Origin of the sequence: Metabacillus sp. B2-18, from assembly GCF_021117275.1 — a bacterium.
Classification (GTDB): domain Bacteria; phylum Bacillota; class Bacilli; order Bacillales; family Bacillaceae; genus Metabacillus.
In genome coordinates, this window is sequence record NZ_CP088245.1 from 409,732 (window position 1) to 429,633 (window position 19,902).

Below are 19,902 nucleotides of genomic sequence, written 5' to 3' on the forward strand. Positions count from 1 at the left end.
TGTCTGTTATAATAAATTTCTGGGAGGTGAAGACATGATAAAGCAAAAATATAAGCTAAGTACAATCATTATTTTGTTCGTTTGTTTAGTCGTGCTTCTTTCGCTGCTCCTGACTGATTTGTTAATAAGTCATACAGTAAGCAAGACCATACGAGAAAATCAAGAAGAAAAGGCAAAGATTGTCTCAAGAACAGTTGCGAAGTCTGTGATTGTAAAAAATGGACTAGAAAATAACCAACCTTATTCGAGTGAGATTCAAGATTATACTGTTGACATTCAAAAAGCAGCAGATGTTATGTTTGTCGTTGTAATGGATATGAAAGCAGTAAGAAAATCACACCCTAACACTGATTTAATTGGAAAAAAATTTAAAGGGGGAGATGAGGAAGCTGTTCTTAACGGTAAAGAGCATGTTTCGGTTTCAGAAGGGACGTTAGGACAATCATTAAGAGCTTTTACACCTATATATAATCATGAACAAGAACAGATAGGGGCAGTTGCTGTTGGTATTTCATTGAATAATGTGGAACAAGCATTAGAAAGAGGGCATCGTACCATCATAATTGCCTCTATTATTGGTGTTTTAGTTGGGATCTTAGGTGCAATATTATTAGCTCGATATATAAAAAAGATTTTATTTGGTCTTGAACCATTTGCCATTGCTAAAATACATGAAGAAAGAAATACGATGCTGCAATCTGTTCATGAGGGTATTATTGCGGTTGATAATGAGGCGAATATTACTCTAGTAAATAGATCGGCTTTACACATTTTTAAAAATACTGGACTACCAGCACAGCCTATTGGGATGAAGATAACAGAGTATTTACCATCTTCAAACTTGGATCGTGTACTTAAAACAGGAAAAGCAGAGCAAGATGTTGAGTTAACGATTAATGGGGTTTCAATATTGGTTAATCGAGCACCTCTAATAGTCAACGATCAAATTGTTGGAGCTATTTCCACCTTTAGAGATAAAACAGAGATGAATCAATTAGCTGAACAATTAACAGGGGTTCGTACCTATGCAGATGCATTACGAGCTCAATCTCATGAATTTATGAACAGACTTCATGTTATTTTAGGTATGATTAAAATGGAAAGCTATGAAGAGCTAAGGAAGTTCATTGCTCAGGTTGTTAATCATGGTGCACATGAGGTTGGACAAGTGACAAAAAATATTAAAGATCCAGCACTAGCAGGCTTTTTACTTGGGAAGCTTAGCTTTGCAAGGGAAAATAAAGTAGAAATGATCATTGATTGTGATACGCTTATTCCTGAACCGGTTGATCCAAGAATTACCCATGAATTAATTACGGTTATTGGCAATTTAGTAGATAATGCGATTGAAGCGATGGCTCAATATGATAATAAAGTCTTGCAAGTCAAATTTCATTATGAAGACTCTTCTTTACAAATAAAAGTTAGGGATTCAGGTCCTGGACTTCATAAGGATCAATTTCCACATCTATTTACCAAGGGGTATTCCACAAAGGGAGATAATCGTGGGTTTGGATTATATTTAGTCAACAAAAGTATGGAACATATAGAAGGAACACTTCAAATTAATTTAAGTATCAAAACAGGAGCAGAATTTATTGTTCAAGTTCCTTATAAAGGGGGTACCGTCAGGAAAATGCGGATTTACAACGCTAAGCCTATTTTTCTGACGATTCCCACGTTTTTAACAACGTTATGAAAGTTTTAGTGGTCTTAAAGAATCTAATGAGACCATTTTCTCCGAATTAAAATGGTATTCTCCTAGTAAATTAATATGTTCCCAGCCTAAAGGTGACATATGGTGTAATAAGTCCTCATTAAAACTACCTGCCTGTTTTTGATATTCAACTGCTTTGGTCAGATGTAGAGTATTCCAGATACTGATGGCATTGATAATTATGTTTAAAGCACTGGCTCTTTGAAGCTGATGCTGTATGGTTCGTTCCCTAAGCTCTCCTTGTTTTCCGAAGAAAATAGCTCTTGCCAGTCCATTCATGGCTTCTCCTTTATTCAATCCTTTTTGTATTTTTCTTCTTAATGATTCATCCGAAATATAATTCAAAATAAAGATCGTTTTTTCTATTCGGCCCATCTCACGTAAGGCTGTAGCCAAGCTGTTTTGTCTTGAATAAGAACCTAGTTTCCCCATAATAAGGGATGCTGAAACTTTTCCTTCCTTTATAGAATGAGCTAATCGCAAAACATCCTGATAATTTTCTTTAATGACCTTTGTATTTATTTGTCCACGTAAAATGGCTTCTAATTTTGGATATTCACTTGCTTTATCTATTGTAAATAATTTCGAGTCTGATAAATCTCGTATTCTTGGAGCAAATTTAAATCCTAATAAATGAGTCAGCCCGAATATTTGGTCTGTGTAACCAGCAGTGTCTGTATAATGCTCTTCTATATTTAGATCCGTCTCATGGTGCAACAATCCATCCAAAACATGAATCGCATCCCTTGAATTTGTATGAATAATCTTTGTGTAATAAGAAGAGAATTGATCACTAGTAAAACGGTAGATGGTGGTTCCTTTTCCAGTCCCGTAATGTGGGTTTGCATCTGCATGCAGTGATGAAACACCTATCTGCATTCTCATACCATCTGACGAGGATGTTGTACCGTCGCCCCAATAGGAGTTTATGATGGAAATTTACTAATATGGCTTGGGCCTTATTCATTGCATCTTCATACAGGCGCCATTGAGATACATTGGCTAGTTGCTTATATGTAAGTCCGGGTGTGGCTTCGGCCATCTTGCTTAAGCCAATATTCATTCCCATTCCTAAAAGGGCAGCCATGATAATGATTGTTTCCTCCTTATCTGGTTTTCGAGTATTGGAAGCATGAGTGAATTGCTCATGAAATCCTGTTATATGAGCAACATCCATAAGTAAATCAGTTAATTTTATTCTTGGTAGCATTTGATAAAGGCTTGCACTAAATTTTTTTGCTTCTTCTGGAACATCTTTTTCTAAGCGTGCAAGTGACAGTTTTCCTTTTTCAAGAGAAACCCCATCTAACTTGTTGGAATTGGCAGCTAACCATTTTAACCTTTCATTAAGGCTACTGGTTCTCTCTGTTATATAATCTTCGAATGATAAACTAACTGATAATCTCGTATTCCCCTTCGATTGATTCCATATATCTTCCGAAAACAAATATTCCTCAAAATCCCTATATTGTCTGCTGCCAACAATAGAAACATCTCCTGCCCGAACATGCTCCCGAAGTTCTGTTAAAACAGCCATTTCATAGTAATGACGATTAATTGTTGTACCATCATCCTGGTATAAATGCTTTTTCCATCGTTTTGAAATAAAATCCACAGGTGAGTCATCAGGCACTTTTCGCTTTCCGGATTCGTTCATTCCTCGAATAATCTCAACAGCCTGTAAAAGTGGCTCATTTGCCTTTGTAGAATGGAATTCCAATACTCTTAATAGCGTTGGCGTATATTTTCTTAGTGAATAAAACCGTTTTTGCAGTAAGTCCAAATAATCATAGTCGGCAGGACGTGCAAGCTCCTGAGCCTCTTCTACTGAAGAGACAAAGGTATTCCATTCAATAATCGATTCTAAAACCTTAAAAACGTCTAATTTTTCCTCTCTTGCTTTAATTAATGCTTGTCCGATGTTCGTAAAGTGTATAACTTTCTCATTTAGTTTTTTACCGTTTTGTTTCTGGATTTCCTCTTGAGCCTTACGACCTTTTGATAACAAACTAAGTATTTGCCTATCATGAATTTCAAACGCATTATCTGTTAGCTCCTGAGTAAGTTGTAATAAATAGACGGTTAATATCGAATAACGTTTATTTTCTTGAAAGTCACGGAATGCATACGGCTCGTATCTTGAACCTAAGCGAGATAGCTGTAACAGACGATTGCGATGCAAATGGCTAATTTGTACCGTTTCTAATTCTATTTCTCGTATGTATTCAAGTCGTTCTATTACTTTTAGAAATGTTTCGGGCGAAGGATGACCCGGTGGTTCCTTTAACCAACCCAATATCGTTTTATTGGATTCGGATGGATGCTGCGAAGTAATGATCTCTTCAAGCTTTTCTTTTTGTTCATTTGTAAGAGATTTACTTACCGTATTAAATAGCTTCTTTTCAGCCATTGCCCTTGCTTCCCACACCATTCTTTCAAGTGTAGTGATAGCAGGGAGTATGATTTTGTTTTTTCTTAGAAAATCTATGCATTCATGCAGTAGATGAATGGCATCACCATTTTCCAAAGCTAATTGATGAAGGCGCTTAAATGTCATTCGATATTCACTCAGGGTAAAAGTTACAAAGTCGTATTCACTTCGAATTTCTTTCAAATGATCCCAAAGTGTATTTTCCCTTTGAGGATAATAGCTAAGCGAGGATGGACTAGCACTGATTTGTTTCGATATATATTGTATAACCGAATCTGGGATGCTTTTAATATGAGTGTATGGCCAACCGGGATACCGAAGAACAGCAAATTGAACGGCAAACCCTAAACGGTTTTCTTCCCTCCTTCGCTTATTAATTATTTCTAAATCACGTTTGGAAAAGGTGAAGTAGGTCCCCAATATCCATTCATCTTCAGGGATTTGCATAAAAGCCTGTCTCTGTTCCGGTGTAAGCAATTCTCTACCTCTCGCAATTTTCATTCAGTATCATCCCATTTCTGTATTTTTCAATTTATTAGCTCAATTATATATCAATAGAGTGTACCCTATTGATAATAAAAAAATAGACTAATCGGTTCTTACCGTTCAGTCTATTTTTTACTATCTTACTCCAGACAAGCACGCGCCCTGTTATTGAATAACATTAAAGCTTCTAATGGCTACCATTACAGTGGTCCATCACATGTAAAAAGGCACCACTCTTGTTCAGAAAGACGTCTGAATTATTTTTCACCTATTTTGATCTCAAGATCCTAAATAGGAAATATGTGTATTTATTTATTCCATTCCTCTGTTTTCAAGGCAAATATATATTCGTCGCTGGTAGAACCTTTAAAAAAATCCGCATTCTTTTCAAATCCAATTTTTTTAAATCCTAGCCTTTCAACTAATTTAATTGATTTAATGTTCCTTGTATCAATATATGCATGAAACATCTTTATTTTATAATTTGAAATTAGTATATTAATCATCTCTGTTACTGCTTGTTGTGCATATCCCTTTCCCCAGTACTTAGAAGGTAAGACATATGCTATTGAAGCTTTTAAATCTTTACTATAAATAGTTGCTTGAACCGTTCCAATATATTCCTTTAAATTTTTATTATAGATTGCAAAATTTAACCAGATTTGCGAAAGGTGAATTGGTGCACCTTCTGCCAACCTTTCGAATTTTTCAGACAATTCACCTGAACTCTCAGGAGGATTTTCAGGGATATAGGTATATATTTTTTCATCTTTTAAAACTGAAAATAACTCCTCAGCATGATACTTGTTTAATGGTTCTAGATTCATATTAGTCATTTTATAACTCCCCGAAAGCCATATATTTTTTATTATAATAGTTTAACCATTACTATTAGATATCGAACTTTTATCTACATTGTTATTAATTTTGTTTTTATTGAAGTAACTTTTTGTAAAGTAATATAAACCTATTAATGTAATTATTAACCCACTAATTCCAAAAAGAATTCGAACATTCTCGTTTGATTGTATTAGACCCCCGATAAAAAGGCCAGGAATAGAAAAAATACCTATTATCATCTGGAATGATCCAAAAACACTTGCCCTACTTGATGCTTCTGTGGTTTTTTGTAGAATTGAATTTGATAATATTGATATTTGAGCTCCAACTGTACCGGTTAGTAACCCTAAGAATAAAAATGAGAACATAGAATCTATTGAATAATGTAAACCAATACATATTCCATCCACAATTGTACATAAACTCAAAAGAGGTAGATAACCTAATTTATTTTGAAGATGTTTAACAATAAGACTACCTATGAATAATCCTACAGCTTCTATAACCATTAAAACGGAATAAAAGGATTCCTCCATACCTAATACTTCTGTTACAAAAACAAGATATAGTACGTTTATAATTCCACTGACACCTGAGATAACCCCTACCAGAATAGTTACTCTTAGAGCATCCTTAACATCTATCAATTTTACAAAGCCCTTTATTAAATTCCCTAAAAGATTCTTTTTATCAGTATTTATGCTACTTTCTTCTTCATTTATGGTAGATGGTTTAGTCAAGATAGTTAAAAACGAAGCTATAAAAATACAAATAGCATAGATCAAGAAACCATACTGCATCTAATTTAGCCACTACAAGTCCAGAAATAAGCATTCCAATGATTGTTGTTATAGACGTCCCTGATTGGAGGCGAGAGTTAGCAGTTAAAATGTAATTTTCCTCGACTATTTCCGGTATATAACTTCCTCGACTTGGACCAGATAATATTCTAATTGAGGATACAAGGAAACTTAGAAAGTATATATAAGTAGTAAAAGGAAACAAGAACATAAATAAAGCAAAAATACCAATTAAGATATTAGAGATAGTAATTACGAGCTTCTTAGGAATCTTGTCACCTATTACTCCTCCAAAAGGTGGTAAGATGATTGAGGGAAGTAATAATACAATCATAAAAAAAGCAATAGACTTTGGATCATTATTTGATTCATTATAAACATAGACAGTTGCTGCAATTTCAAAGAGTGAACTTCCTAATGCATTTAAACTAGTTGCTGGTAAGTAAAATGAAAAAGAGCGATTGATAAATAACTCTTTAAAAAAAGGAGACAAAATATCCCTCCTAAAATGTAATTAACATACACTCGTAAAGGAGTGTATGTTTTTATTAAGTAGTAATTGTATGCTTTTCAAAAGTGAAATTTAAATAGTTTAGTTGTTCAAATGCCTCACACAATTTAAGGTGTTTTTCTAATTGAAATTCTGAATCAACTAACTCATTTAATGTCTTTTGTCCGTTATTTAAAAGGAGTGTCCTAGCTACTTCAAACTCTTCATGTTTTAAAGGAGTGATCTTTTTCCCATTTGATATTCCGAGCAATTGGTATCCTTGTGATTCCTCAGAAATAAGGGTAATAGAAGGGCGAAAAACCGGGTACGAATTGACTTTTGATTGCCTGTCTAATTCTTTCTTTGTAATAATCCAATTTTCAATAACTAAAACATCTATATCAGTTGATAAAAAGCAATTTATAGCATCCTCTGGTGTTTCTACTATAGGTTCACCCATAACATTAAAAGACGTGTTTAGAAGAACTGGAATACTTGTTAATTCTCCAAATTTATGTAGTAACTTATGTAATCTAGGGTGTTCTTTTTCATGTAACGTTTGTAACCTAGTAGAATTATCTACATGTGTTATTGCGGGAAGTGATTCCCTATAATCACTTTTAACATCAAAACTTAATAACATGAATGGACTTTCTCTGTTTACTTCAAAATAGGAGTCAGCACATTCCACTGGACAAACTGGTGCAAACGGACGAAAAGATTCTCTATGCTTAACTCTTTCGTTAAGTTTTGATTTCATATTCGATAACATTGGGTTGCATATTATACTTCTATGTCCAAGTGAGCGAGGGCCAAATTCAGAACCACCCTCAAACCATGCAACTATTTCACCTTTTTCTAAACGTTTAGCTACTTCATTAATTAATTGATCATTTGGAGTTCGCTCTTTATTTACAACTAAATAATTACTAAGAACATTACTTACTTCCTGCGAGGTATATTTCTTTCCTAAATAATCATGTGTTTGTTTATAATGTGCATTTTGTTTCTTTAAAAAACTATATCCATAGTAGGCACAGCCAATAGCTATACCAGCATCATTAGCAGCTGGCTGGATAAATAGTTCATTCGCATACTTACTTAACACTTTTCCATTTGCTACACAATTAAGTGCAACTCCACCTGCATAACAAATATTTCTAGTGGTAGTTTTCTTAAATATGCTTTTAATTCTTGCCTCAAGTGCATTTTCAAGATCTCTTTGCATGATTGCTGCTAAATGTTTTTGATCTTCGTGGAACCCAGGTTTATTAAAGTTTAATTGCCAGTTATTATTGAATATAACCTTATCTTCATTTGAAGACATGATATTTACACCCCTATGGAAATTACAATCTCCGTAAGGTGCAAGTCCCATTACCTTTCCACTTTCAAGGGGATCATCAAAGATGTAATTTGAAACAATTGCATATGCCATACCTATCCCGCCAGTGTATATCATCTCCGATGAATGGCTTGGTAAATAAAATCTATCTAACAATTTATATGAGTTATTAGTAAATAAATAGTATGACTCTGCCTCACTCTTAAATTCTCCTTTTGGAGTAGGTCCTAGTAAATATTTCTTCATTTCCGGACCTGCCATTACATAATCTTTTCCTTCTGGCGAAGAAGAACCCGCAGCATCAATAACCATTACTATTGATTCTGATTGCCCTGAAGGTGAAAATGCACTATAGGCATGTGCTAAGTGGTGAGATATAAAAAGATGTTTTTCTGAAAAAGGATCAAAAAGGGAAAAATCTTTTTGAAGGGGAGTGGTTAATCCCACCCCTCCATATGACAAAGATTGAACGTTTGAAACAATTAAATCTACTTCATCAATGGAGATTCCCCTAGCATCTAGACAATATTGAATCATTCGTTCATCAGAAATTGTCCTTTCTAAATCATGTTTACGACGGGTAAGTCTTTCTTTTTGAATAGCTGCTACAACCTTGCCATCTTCTACTAAACATGCTGCAGCATCATGACTATAATTAATTCCAAGTACAAACATGTTTAACCTCTTCTAAGCCCTACTGTAAGTATAGATACCTTTTCTCCTTCAACAACTGGTTCTCGTTCATGAACAGAACCACCAGCTAATAAAAGAACTAACTCACCTGGTTTCAATAAAATTCTTTTTGGTTTTCCATCATTAGAATAAACAACTAATGAGGATGGATTTTCTACATGGTCCCCCATCTCATGTGATAAACCAATAATGCAGTTAATTGAAAACACGTCTGAATCAACATGTGCGGGGATTCCATCGCCTGGTTCCTCATAATATAAATATGAGCTTATTTCATTAGGAATAACCTTATAACCAAGGGCATCGTTTACATATTGAACTAATTCATTGCTTAATGCTAGTTCCTCAGCTACTTTTCCAGCAGGAGATAAGTAGTGCTTACCCGGTCTTACAGCAATTTTTCGTACTTCTTTAGATTCTTTTATTAAAGCATTTAGTAATTCATTAGTCATAAATGAAGGTCTTTCATATTTTACTAGCCCTGCATCTCTAAACTGTGTCATAAGTTCCACAGCTATATTGAAAGCGTTCTCTGAAATTTCATCAGATCCCTTGTTGTTGTTTGGTGCAAGCCCACCAACAGCAAGAGATAGCAATAATTGCATATTTATTTTTTCAGCCATATCCATGCCTGTAATTAACTCATTTATATCACTTAATAATTCGTTTTTAGATTTTTGTAAGGTATCTAAACTCATATCTAAATCTCCTTTTTTAAACAACCCATAAGAGTGTAGTTCTTATGGGTTGCTATGATCTTTTAGTTTGCTGGCATCTCGACAACGTTAATTAGGTCGTTAAATTTAAGCTTTAATTTTAACTGATCATGTGTTGACATCGGCTTATAGTAGCGTGCTAAATGGTTTGCCCCCTCATTATTAGCCTCTGTTTCTTGATTCTGTTTTACAGCTGTACTGATGATTCTGTTAAGTAATTCTTTTTTTTCGCCCTTAGAATTATCAGAGAGCACTTTAAGCTTTGCTTGTAACTTATCGAGACCACTTTCTAACTCTTTTGCTCTACTACCATTAATAATCATTGACAAGTTAACCATCTCCCCTTTGGAAATTTTGTTACAATAATATAATACTACTAATTTTTGGATATTACAAAGAATTTTTCCATAATTTTATTTATTTAGTATTTTTAGTTAATGTTTGTAATGTATATTTTTATACAGGTTCAATATTTGATGCTTATTAACAAAACTTCTCTTTAAGTAGATACTCTTATAAAATTTAAAAGTTATCTTTTTCAACAATATTTTTTAAAAATATCTTTTTATGAAGGACTAGTTTTTTTGTTCTTTGTTTTGTTATAAAGACAGATAGGGAAGAAACTCACTATAATTCTTTAAAACCTAGTAATTTCTCATATTTTTTAAAAACATGGAAGTATTCATTTCTCCATCGATTTTAAAAAGATTTTAAAAAAGAAAGAATATCGCCTTAAAATAAATAAGCACATTTCAAAGTATGAAATGGCCTAATGTTGGAATATCTTTATTGAAATGAATGTCCTGAGTTAACAGTTAAAGTGTAACCTTTACACTCTATATGTTATTAAGTGGACTTGTCCAATCGGACAGAACGCTGATTGAGCCATAAATAAATTTTTGTTAATCAACAGCTTCTTCTTTTTTATTGACTTTGAACTCTCTATTTGACTCTTGCAAACTTTCTTTCTCATAGATTTTCGATCGCCAAAATAGTGCATTAAATCATTAAGTCCCTATTCAATAGTCTTTATCTCTTATGTTGAACAGATGTTTAAAAAGTGCATTGTATCTTAAATATCATTATGAAGTTTAGTATAAATCACCCACGTATCTTCTTCCTACCATCTTGAAACTCTTCGGTTCATCATCTAGCGAATTTAATAGCATTCAGGTCACTCCTTTACTTTATTAAAAGTATATTTTTTTCTCTTGCTACAGACACCTCAAACGGAAGTTTAGGAGGTTTACGGTTTAGATCAATGCGGTATTTTCCAAACCGATTGACATGAGCTGTAACATAGGGGCTTAAATAGGAAATCAGCTCTTCATCATAATCATTTCCGTCTTGCATGTAGTCATGGAGAATACGAGACAAAGAGAACACATTATAAAAGATAAGACAATTGGCCACTAAGTGGTTATATTTAATAACCTTACGCTGTTTTTCCCGGTCATTTTCAGCGATAATCCCTTCACCACCAAAGAATAGCCACTTGGTAAACCCATTAAAAGCTTCACTTTTATTGGTAGCTGCTTGAATCGTTCTTCTTAGTTCCTCGTCAGCCATATATTTTAATAAAAACATCGTTCGTATTACTCTTCCAAGCTCGCGAAACGCCTGATACAACTTATTCTTTTTGCTGTATGTCCCTAGTTTATTAAGAATGGTAGAAGGAGTAATTTTACCTGACTGGATCGACATAGCAACTCTAATCATGTCTGGATAATGAGTTTCAATGAGCTCCCAATCGATTTCCCCTGAAAAAAGTTCATCAATATGCTCGTAGATTTCTTCATTACAGGGACGGAATAATTTTAAGTCTTTCCAATTCCGTATTCTAGGCATCAGCTGAATACCTAGTAAAGAGGAAAGTCCAAAAACTGTTGTACTTTGCCCTTGAGTATCTGAATGAAGAATTTCAGGTTGAATTTCGGCTTTATCATTCATCAAAATGTCTAAAATATGTATCCCTTCCCATACGCCACAAGGAATAAAATTGCTGAATAAAGCAATATAGGTATCCGAAACATGATAATATCCAATCCCACCATATCCACCATAACGAATATGATTTTCGGATAAAAGATTCTGCTCATATAAATCCCATTTCGTTCCGTCAGCTGAAGCTCTTTTCCCATCGCCCCAATGTTTTGGAAGATCAAATTGGTTATAGGTATTTATAATATATTGAATCGCTTTGTCTAAATTTTCAATGGTCACATGACGTTGATTAATCCAAGCTATTTGTTTTCGGTCTAAACTTCCTATTGATCGGGCAGTTTGAGTTGGTCCTAAATTACATCCATAGCAAAAGGCATTCGTTATGTATCGTTCAACTGCGTTGTCTAATTTCGCCTCATGCCCTGAAATAGGACCAAAAAAACGAGTCCAATTTAACCAGTATTCGGTATCAGCAAGCATATCCAGTACATTAATGGGCTCTAAATTTCCAGCTATATATTCTTCAAGTTTCTTTAAACCAGGAGGGATTTTTTTCTTCTTTAACTGTCCAATCACCACTTCACCGTTTTCAATCCGCACTTGTTCATTTCGAGGAAAGGATTGATCTGTTTGGCTCGTGATTTGTTTAAAATCTTGCTGTGTCTTTCTAACGAAATCGACTCCGGAAATAGGCAAATTCACATGCTTGCAAAAATCAGCTAAATTCTTTTCATAGTCCTCCCATGTAATGAGTTGCTTTCGATAGTCTGCATATTTTTCGCTTCCTTCTATATATAGGTCACTTGCCTTAAGCTCTAACATAATCTGCGAAAGGACACATACTTCAAAGTGTCGGCGATTGATTTCATCAGGCATTTTTTCTTTCTTCTTTTTAGGACTGATCCAACGCCACCAGGAATCTGGTACCCAAGACAGATCTAACAAAGGAGTAATTTCCCAATCCTTTCGCCACTTTCCGTTCTTTTCGATGTGAACGACTGGTATGAATTCCTTTTTTGTATATTGATGTGTAAGGAGAAAAGAAATCGCCTCTTCCAGTGCTTTATCTTGTGTAGTTGAACGGAGTGGAACGGATTTAAGAATTTTAAACAATGTAGCACGATGACTTTTATAAAATTGCCATAAGAATAAATAGTAGTTGTCTCCACTAAAAGCTAAATGGTTTTCGCAATCTTGTATAACCTGTGCTTCTTGTTCTTTGAGTACCTTTTGCATGGCCTGAATTCTTTCTTCAGGATTCCCTTCAGTTTGATAAGCAAGCAGTAATTCATGGAAAGTTGATATTAACGAATCCGTGCGTTTTTGCGTCTTTTCTTTATGATCTTTTAAACGTTGACGGCCTTTTTTATGAATGCTCATCATTCTTTTAATGAGCATTTCTCCAATATCATCTAAAATTTTAGACAATTGCATAGATACAAAGGCAAGTGTAAGCGCATATCTTTTTTTAGATTCCATTTCTAACATACGAAAAGCGCCCAACGTTTTGGCTTCAGCTGCCATTTGTTTCACTTTGATGTAAGGAACGTCCTGAAGCAAATCGGTAGGAATTTGATGGTTTATTAACCAATTACGGCGTACAATTAAATCGTTTAGATGTGATAAAGTGGCTCTTTTCGCGTCCTCTTTTATTTCATTCCAAGGACTGTAGGTAGCGCCTTCAGGTATCTGAAAAAGTTGATCTATGTTCTTTTTTTGTTCATCATTTAGTGCATGGTCTATCTGATGATAGATGGCACGATATGATTTATTTCGAACATCGTTTGCTGCATCTTTTAAGGTATTATAAACAGGTAATTCGTATCGTTGTCGTATTAATTCTTCAATTGCAGCATTGACTAAGTCGGCAGGATCATCTTTGCTAAATGCTAATTTATTCATTGTATTGGTTAAAATATGATGGGCCTCATGATCAAATGGTCGAAGCTGAAGATAATCCCGAACAAAGCGAAAATGGCGTTTAGCAGTTCTCGTTTCACTGTACGTTTTCCACTCTTCTTTGGTAGGCAAAGGCAAGTGTGCCTTTTTCGCAATATGTATAACAATCGCTTCTGGAACTTCAACAATATGTATAAAAAACCCAAGCTTCTGTACGGTTTTGGTTAAAACAAGTAATGCTAATTGTTGTAAGGTACCTTTAGACTTAGCTTCTGCCCATTCTATTTCATTTATTTTTGGTGTATATACTTCTTCCAAGTCTTTCTCTGTCAGATTACTCTTAAACCTGGGGTAAATGGTATCCTGAATACTTGGCAATTTCTATCCCTTCTTTATCTAATAATTTCTACAATTCTATATTTATAATAAAATAAAAACCTATCATTTTGATAGGTTCGGTCGCTAATACCATATTTTCCCACAATGGCCCCTCAATCTGCGAATCGTTTCCGTACCCCTAGTAAAGCAAAAAGATGAGTTAGTCAGCGAACTTCGGAATCAAAAATATGTCAATTTAATTGATGAATATGGCTTTGATTTAATTGAAGGTGAAGCAAAATTTGTTGATGAAAATACAGTTGAAGTTAATGGGAAGAAACTTTCTGCAAAGCGTTTTTTAATTGCAACGGGTGCTTCTCCTTCTTTACCGCCGATTTCAGGACTTGAAGAAGTGGATTATCTAACAAGTACAACACTACTTGAATTAAAAAAGGTGCCAAAGCGATTAACGGTTATTGGTTCGGGATATATCGGAATGGAACTTGGGCAATTGTTTCATAATTTAGGTTCAGAAGTAACACTTATGCAAAGAAGTGAGCGACTTTTAAAAGAATATGATCCCGAAATTTCAGAAGCCGTAGAAAAAGCGTTAATTGAACAAGGGATTAACCTTGTCAAAGGGGCAGCTTTTGAGCGTGTAGAACAAGATGGAGAGATAAAAAAGGTTCATGTAACAGTAGATGGTAAGAAAAAAGTGGTGGAATCAGAGCAGTTACTTGTTGCAACAGGAAGAAAACCAAATACAGATGCTTTGAATTTAAGTGCCGCAGGGGTTGAAGTTGGAAAACGAAAAGAAATCCTGATAAATGACTACGCTAGGACAAGTAATGAAAAGATTTATGCAGCAGGCGATGTAACATTAGGACCTCAATTCGTTTATGTAGCAGCATCTGAAGGTGGAATTGTTGCCGATAATGCGATTGGCGGATTAAATAAAAAATTAGATTTATCCGTTGTTCCTGGCGTAACTTTTACAAATCCTTCGATTGCAACGGTTGGTTTAACAGAAGAACAAGCAAAAGAAAAAGGCTATGAAGTAAAAAATCTGTATTGCCTTTAGATGCAGTTCCAAGAGCAATAGTAAACCGTGAAACAACAGGCGTTTTTAAGCTTGTTGCCGATGCAAAAACTTTAAAAGTACTAGGGGTTCATATCGTATCTGAAAATGCAGGAGATGTGATATATGCGGCGACATTAGCCGTTAAGTTTGGATTAACAGTCGAGAATTTAAAAGACAGCCTTGCACCATATTTAACAATGGCAGAAGGATTAAAATTAGCTGCTCTTACCTTTGATAAAGATGTTTCGAAATTATCTTGTTGTGCAGGATGATGGAAGAGGTTCCCAATAGGGAGCCTTTTTAAGTCTGGGGAAAAAGTTAAAGAAAATGACTCTAGTTATTACGTAGTACAAAAATACTGTTCAACAAAAAAATATATTCAACAAAACCAGCTAATAGTTGTCAACATTTTTCAATAAAAAAATTAAAATAATGATGATATACTAAAAATGAGTATGCTAAATAGCCTTCCTTATCTTAGTATTTGGAAGGTTTTGTTTTATTTTGATAAATATAGTCTCTAAGCTAATTCTTGGAAAGTAGTTTTGTTCTTTAAAAGTGCGTAAATCAAGTGTAAAAGCTTATTAACACAAGCGATAATTGCTACTCTATAGGGTTTACCTTCATTGCGTTTTTTATCGTAAAACTCTCTTAATTTTCTATTCCTAGGAATAACAGTGTCACTCGTCTTTTGCTTTCGGGCATCTCGAATTCCACAGTATACAGCCATAAATAATGCTTGCCTTAGCCTTCTGGATCCTCTTTTCGTTATCCGATTTTGGGTTGCCGTAAATCGTCCAGAAGAGTAAACGCTTGGATCAACTCCTGCAAAGGCAACTAATTTTTTAGGGTGATTAAACCGATCTATTTCTCCAATTTCGGATATGATTGTTGCCGCAATCTTTCCTCCGATACCAGGGATAGACTGGATAATCTTATATTCTTCCATTTCTTTAGCGAGGGCATCTATTTCTGCTTCAAGTTGTGATAGGTGCTCTTGGTATTGAAGAACAATGGTAATTAACATCTTTAAGTTAAAAATAAGGCTTTCATACAAGTTGCTTTGAAATGGATTTCGTAATGCTGCCTCAATAAGCTTTTGTGCTTTTTCTTTTGCCCACTTTTCAGAACGTCTTGTACATAACGATACAATCTTTTCGGTTAAAACAGATTCTGTAGTTTTTAGTACATGTTCAGAAGTAGGGAACAAGGAAAGAGTCTGTAAAGATACTTTCGAATATAAATCACCAAAGACCCCTCTATACTCAGGAAATACCTGATCTAGTACTGTTAGAAGCTGTATCTTGGTTTGAGAAGAGATACTTGAAATGGTCTCTTGTTGCCTTGTAAGATTACGAAGGTTTAAGAGTTGGATACCTCTTTTCTTATACGGTTCAATTTCTTCTTTATAGAATAATTCACATAAAAGATAGGCATCGACAGCGTCTGTTTTAACCTTTCTTAAACTTGCACTCCTTGCTCGATAAGAGATTAGGGGATTCACAATAATATAAATAATTGATGTTCCTCCAAAAATTGAATGACTGGAGATTGATAATGTCCTGTCGATTCTAAGATAACCGAAGGTTGTTTACCAGCAGCTACTTTTTCAACCTCTTTTAAGAATACTAATAGACCCTCGAAACCATCCACTGTATGTTTTACACTAAAGCTTTTACGAAAAGGTTGTCCCTTATCCAAGAATGCTTGTACCTGACTTTCTCCTTTCGAAACATCCAGACCTATTACTGGATTCATCAATCATCTCCTCCTTAGAATTTAAGATTAGTCGGTTGTCCCTAGAGCTGCTTGTACTGTCATAGGTTCGCTTGTTAAACGGGATCCATGTCCCAACCAGCCTGAAACATGATTATACAAGTAGGGAGTGAACAGTTTTGCTGACGGGATCCATGTCCCACAAGCGCTTCGTTCTACTCCGACTACCGCTATAATAAAACTAAATAAAAAAAGTTCAACCAGTAAAATCTGGTTAAACTTATATTACGATCAGGCGCTTTAATTGAGAAATGAAAAAAGCCTAATTTCTTCACAGTTAATTGAGAAATTAGGCTTTTTAATATTGAAATTTCCTTAACGTTGTAAATCCGCATTTTCCTGACGCTACCCGGGTCTCGCCAACATTTCGGAAATTTTGTACGGTAAGCAGATAAAACTATAAAAATTGCCTATTATGTGTACGTTAAGACCCTAATCTATTGAGATACTCTTGATAATCATTGATATAAAGGTGTTTTTCCCCTTATCGTTGTAAATCCGCATAATCTTGACGCTACCCCTTATAGGAGTTGATGAAGCTTCTAAACTTTGGGGGCTTTCTCCTGGAACAATAAAAAATTATTGTGCAGATGGGAAAATTATTTCTAAAAAAATCGGTAAAACGTGGGTTATTTATAGAAAACAAGATAATCCAAGTAAATTAAAGAAATTTAATGACAGATGTCATTAATCGTGTCACTGGCTAACGCTGCACTCCTAAAAAAGGAATAAGAAATCAAGGGCAATTTCAAACAGGTATCGAACCTGTTTGAAATTGCGTGAATTAAGCTTCGCACTAATTCACTAAGCCCTAGTCAATCCCCTGTTCAAAATAACAGGGAATGACTAGGGCTTTTCTTTTTGGTGTAGTGGATTTCTTTCTTTGTTCTCCTCAGTGTAACTTTTCGCTCATTACAGTGTGAAGGGCTAGCGTGGCTCGAAAGAAATTTGAACGGCTAGGCTAAGCAAGACTAAGTTTGCACACTACGCAAACTAACTCTCGCTAAGTCATTGGGCCGATCTAAATTTCTAACGCCATGTTGCGTATAGCATGCAACATGGCTACTCGCCACTGGCAAGTGCGCTACTTCGCAAGCGCACCCTTCACACCGTTTTCGCTACAAGTTGTGGTTCAGCCGAACAAAAAATAAAACTTGGAGGGAATATCATGACCATTTCAATTATCTTATCAATCATTCTTTTAGGCGCAGCGTTCGTTTTATTTTTCTATACAGCTGACAAGTATACAGCCAGCTTGATTAAAACTATAGCGTTAGTAATTTATGGCGTTGTCGCAATTGGTGCTTTAGTAAATATCATTGTTCAAGCTCTTTCATTTTAAGTACATAGGGGAAGGTTAACCTTCCCTTTTCTTATTTAAATAAATTTTGGAGGATTAAATATGACAAAATTTAAATATGTATCCATATTTAATTCAATCATAAACGATGGTTTTTGATACAAAACGAAATGATGATAAAATCCCCTTTAAATTTAATATTATTTATATCAAAACTCATTTCAAAATCTATATATCTAAAAGGTGCATTTTTGATAAAATAAAAGAGATGAAATACTTAAAGGGGAAATTTTTATGATAATTGGGTACGCAAGGGTCAGCACAATTGATCAATCATTGGATTTGCAACTAGATGCGCTGAATGAATTTGGTTGCAATGAAATTTTTAAAGAAAAGGTATCCGGTGCTAAAGATGACCGTGAAGAATTAAAGCAGGCATTAAGGATGTTGCGCCCGGGAGATAAATTTGTCGTCTACAAATTAGATCGGCTAGCCAGGTCAACTAAACGATTAATTGAAATTGCGGATGAACTTCGTGAAAAACAGGTCGAGTTTGTTAGTATCCAAGATAATATTGACACCGGTACAGCTGCAGGTAAAGCTATGTTTGGAATGCTGTCAGTACTAGCAGAGTTTGAACGAGATATTATTCGTGAACGAACCATGGCTGGCCTGAAGGCAGCCAGAGCTAGAGGTCGTAAAGGTGGAAGACCTAAAGTCAATCAACAAAAATTAAACCAAGCTATTGCCTTGTATCATTCTAAGAGGATGTCTGTGAAGGAAATTCAGGAAGCGACAGGAGTTTCTGCCGCAACATTATATAGAGCATTAAAAAAAGAGCAAACCCAGTGAAGAGGTTTGCTCCATACAATATTTATAACTTTTATCTTCAATTTATTTTCTGTTGATTTGAGTTTAACATCTCCTTTTATACAAGAGAGATAAAGCTTAAACACTTCAATAACTTCTTTAATACTCCTTGCTCTTTCAACATTTAATTTAAAGTTCAACTGCAGATTATATTCTATTTCATCTATAATATATGAAATTTCAAGAGCATTGTTATCAATAGTTTTAAACAGGCTCTTACTCATATCCGCATAGGGTTGCCTTTGAATGGAGAATTTCTTTGCTATTCCGTTATCCTCTAAAATAATCTCAAATGGTGGCTGAAAAGGTTGTGGTACCATACTAATTTCAAACTCACCTAGTTTAATATCCTGTAAGGGAAAATCGATAAATTCATCCATTTTAAAACGTGTTCCATTTATAGTTATACAATTATCTTGATCTGGTTTAAGTTTTATCTTACTTTGTGTTCTATACATAAACTCCGTCAATTCATTTATTGTAGAAGGTTTAAAATTTCCAGGTAAATCGTCCGGCAACTCTACACTGAGCCCCTGCAACTGCATTTCTGATGACTGGGGAGTTATCCCAACTGCCTCTTGACCTACATTAGTATAAACAAAACCATCAGGTAATTTCTCACTCAAAGAGTTTAGTATTTCTTCAGGTATCTTTTTGTCCATTTTATTTTTTTTAAAGAAAGCCTTCTCAAAATTAGCGAACATTTTTCACCAATCCTCCCCCAGTTCATTAAATACTAAAATTTTCGATAAAAGTATATATCTGTCATGCTCGCTTTCTCCAATTTGATTTTCAATTAGAAATTCTATAAGTTCTTTTCTATCGCTTTGATCACTAACAATAATATACTTAATTGCATCAAAATCGAACTTTAGCCACAATTCCGGTCGTCGACTAATCCCCTGTGAATAAGCATTATAGCTCTTAGGATTCATTTGTTCTTGATCAATGACCATTGGTAAATCCGTTTCTATATTGTTAAAATCAGGTATAAACCTCCACTCTCTTTCATCATGGAAGTTTCGCTTTTCATATTTATAAATTGATACATTTTCTTCTAGAAATAAGATGCATTTTATTTCGGATAGTCGTCTTATATCAAAAAATAATAATACCTAACAGTAAGCAAGTTATTCATCTTTCCCTTTCCACCGAATTGATTGCTCTAGAAATTCTCTTATTTCAAGGATGTACAA

General features: G+C 34.6%; 13 protein-coding genes and 3 pseudogenes. 5 read left to right on the forward strand and 11 right to left on the reverse strand.

Annotated elements, in window-relative coordinates:
* Positions 1 to 34 precede the first annotated feature (34 nt).
* Positions 35 to 1,699, forward strand: a complete 1,665-nt coding sequence (dcuS, locus tag LPC09_RS02105) for a DcuS/MalK family sensor histidine kinase (protein ID WP_098797634.1) — start codon at positions 35 to 37, stop codon at positions 1,697 to 1,699.
* Here the strand turns inward: dcuS and LPC09_RS02110 are convergent.
* From LPC09_RS02110 to LPC09_RS02145, 8 genes and pseudogenes are all read right to left on the reverse strand, one after another.
* A pseudogene (locus LPC09_RS02110) lies at positions 1,694 to 4,568 on the reverse strand (Tn3 family transposase). The gene dcuS and the pseudogene LPC09_RS02110 sit on opposite strands and share 6 nt — an antisense overlap.
* Before the next feature lie 374 nt (positions 4,569 to 4,942).
* Complete coding sequence (locus tag LPC09_RS02115; protein WP_098797276.1) at positions 4,943 to 5,470, reverse strand: GNAT family N-acetyltransferase; 528 nt, start codon at positions 5,468 to 5,470, stop codon at positions 4,943 to 4,945.
* A 42-nt stretch (positions 5,471 to 5,512) separates the two neighbouring features.
* Complete coding sequence (locus tag LPC09_RS02120; protein ID WP_231308876.1) at positions 5,513 to 6,214, reverse strand: MFS transporter; 702 nt, start codon at positions 6,212 to 6,214, stop codon at positions 5,513 to 5,515.
* The gene (locus tag LPC09_RS02125) at positions 6,207 to 6,767 is read right to left on the reverse strand and encodes an MFS transporter (protein ID WP_231308877.1); all 561 of its coding nucleotides are present in this window, start codon (positions 6,765 to 6,767) and stop codon (positions 6,207 to 6,209) included. The genes LPC09_RS02120 and LPC09_RS02125 overlap by 8 nt, the downstream gene beginning before the upstream one ends.
* A 55-nt stretch (positions 6,768 to 6,822) precedes the next feature.
* Positions 6,823 to 8,784: a carbamoyltransferase family protein gene (locus LPC09_RS02130; protein WP_098797278.1), complete on the reverse strand. Its 1,962-nt coding sequence runs from the start codon at positions 8,782 to 8,784 to the stop codon at positions 6,823 to 6,825.
* 2 nt (positions 8,785 to 8,786) lie between these two features.
* Complete coding sequence (locus LPC09_RS02135) at positions 8,787 to 9,500, reverse strand: 2OG-Fe(II) oxygenase (RefSeq protein WP_098797279.1); 714 nt, start codon at positions 9,498 to 9,500, stop codon at positions 8,787 to 8,789.
* Positions 9,501 to 9,562: 62 nt separating this feature from the next.
* The gene (locus LPC09_RS02140) at positions 9,563 to 9,847 is read right to left on the reverse strand and encodes a hypothetical protein (protein WP_098797280.1); all 285 of its coding nucleotides are present in this window, start codon (positions 9,845 to 9,847) and stop codon (positions 9,563 to 9,565) included.
* A gap of 853 nt (positions 9,848 to 10,700) precedes the next feature.
* Positions 10,701 to 13,739: a Tn3 family transposase gene (locus tag LPC09_RS02145; RefSeq protein ID WP_098797281.1), complete on the reverse strand. Its 3,039-nt coding sequence runs from the start codon at positions 13,737 to 13,739 to the stop codon at positions 10,701 to 10,703.
* Positions 13,740 to 13,878: 139 nt separating this feature from the next.
* On the opposite strand from LPC09_RS02145, the pseudogene merA reads away from it, so the two are divergent.
* Positions 13,879 to 15,032: pseudogene (gene merA, locus LPC09_RS02150) on the forward strand (mercury(II) reductase); the annotation flags it as partial.
* A gap of 248 nt (positions 15,033 to 15,280) precedes the next feature.
* On the opposite strand, the pseudogene LPC09_RS02155 reads toward merA, so the two are convergent.
* Positions 15,281 to 16,518 (reverse strand): annotated as a pseudogene (locus tag LPC09_RS02155) (IS110 family transposase).
* A gap of 526 nt (positions 16,519 to 17,044) precedes the next feature.
* Here LPC09_RS02155 and LPC09_RS02160 point away from each other — a divergent pair.
* The 3 genes from LPC09_RS02160 (at position 17,045) to LPC09_RS02170 (ending at position 18,688) form a co-directional block, all read left to right on the forward strand.
* Positions 17,045 to 17,227: a helix-turn-helix domain-containing protein gene (locus LPC09_RS02160; RefSeq protein WP_231308878.1), complete on the forward strand. Its 183-nt coding sequence runs from the start codon at positions 17,045 to 17,047 to the stop codon at positions 17,225 to 17,227.
* A 477-nt stretch (positions 17,228 to 17,704) separates the two neighbouring features.
* The gene (locus LPC09_RS02165) at positions 17,705 to 17,878 is read left to right on the forward strand and encodes a hypothetical protein (RefSeq protein ID WP_231308879.1); all 174 of its coding nucleotides are present in this window, start codon (positions 17,705 to 17,707) and stop codon (positions 17,876 to 17,878) included.
* A gap of 252 nt (positions 17,879 to 18,130) precedes the next feature.
* Positions 18,131 to 18,688, forward strand: a complete 558-nt coding sequence (locus LPC09_RS02170) for a recombinase family protein (RefSeq protein WP_231308880.1) — start codon at positions 18,131 to 18,133, stop codon at positions 18,686 to 18,688.
* Here LPC09_RS02170 and LPC09_RS02175 read toward each other — a convergent pair.
* Positions 18,622 to 19,410: an abortive infection system toxin AbiGii family protein gene (locus tag LPC09_RS02175; RefSeq protein ID WP_231308881.1), complete on the reverse strand. Its 789-nt coding sequence runs from the start codon at positions 19,408 to 19,410 to the stop codon at positions 18,622 to 18,624. The two genes, LPC09_RS02170 and LPC09_RS02175, sit on opposite strands and share 67 nt — an antisense overlap.
* A 3-nt stretch (positions 19,411 to 19,413) precedes the next feature.
* Positions 19,414 to 19,803, reverse strand: a complete 390-nt coding sequence (locus LPC09_RS02180; RefSeq protein ID WP_309247716.1) for an abortive infection system antitoxin AbiGi family protein — start codon at positions 19,801 to 19,803, stop codon at positions 19,414 to 19,416.
* Positions 19,804 to 19,902: the final 99 nt, after the last annotated feature.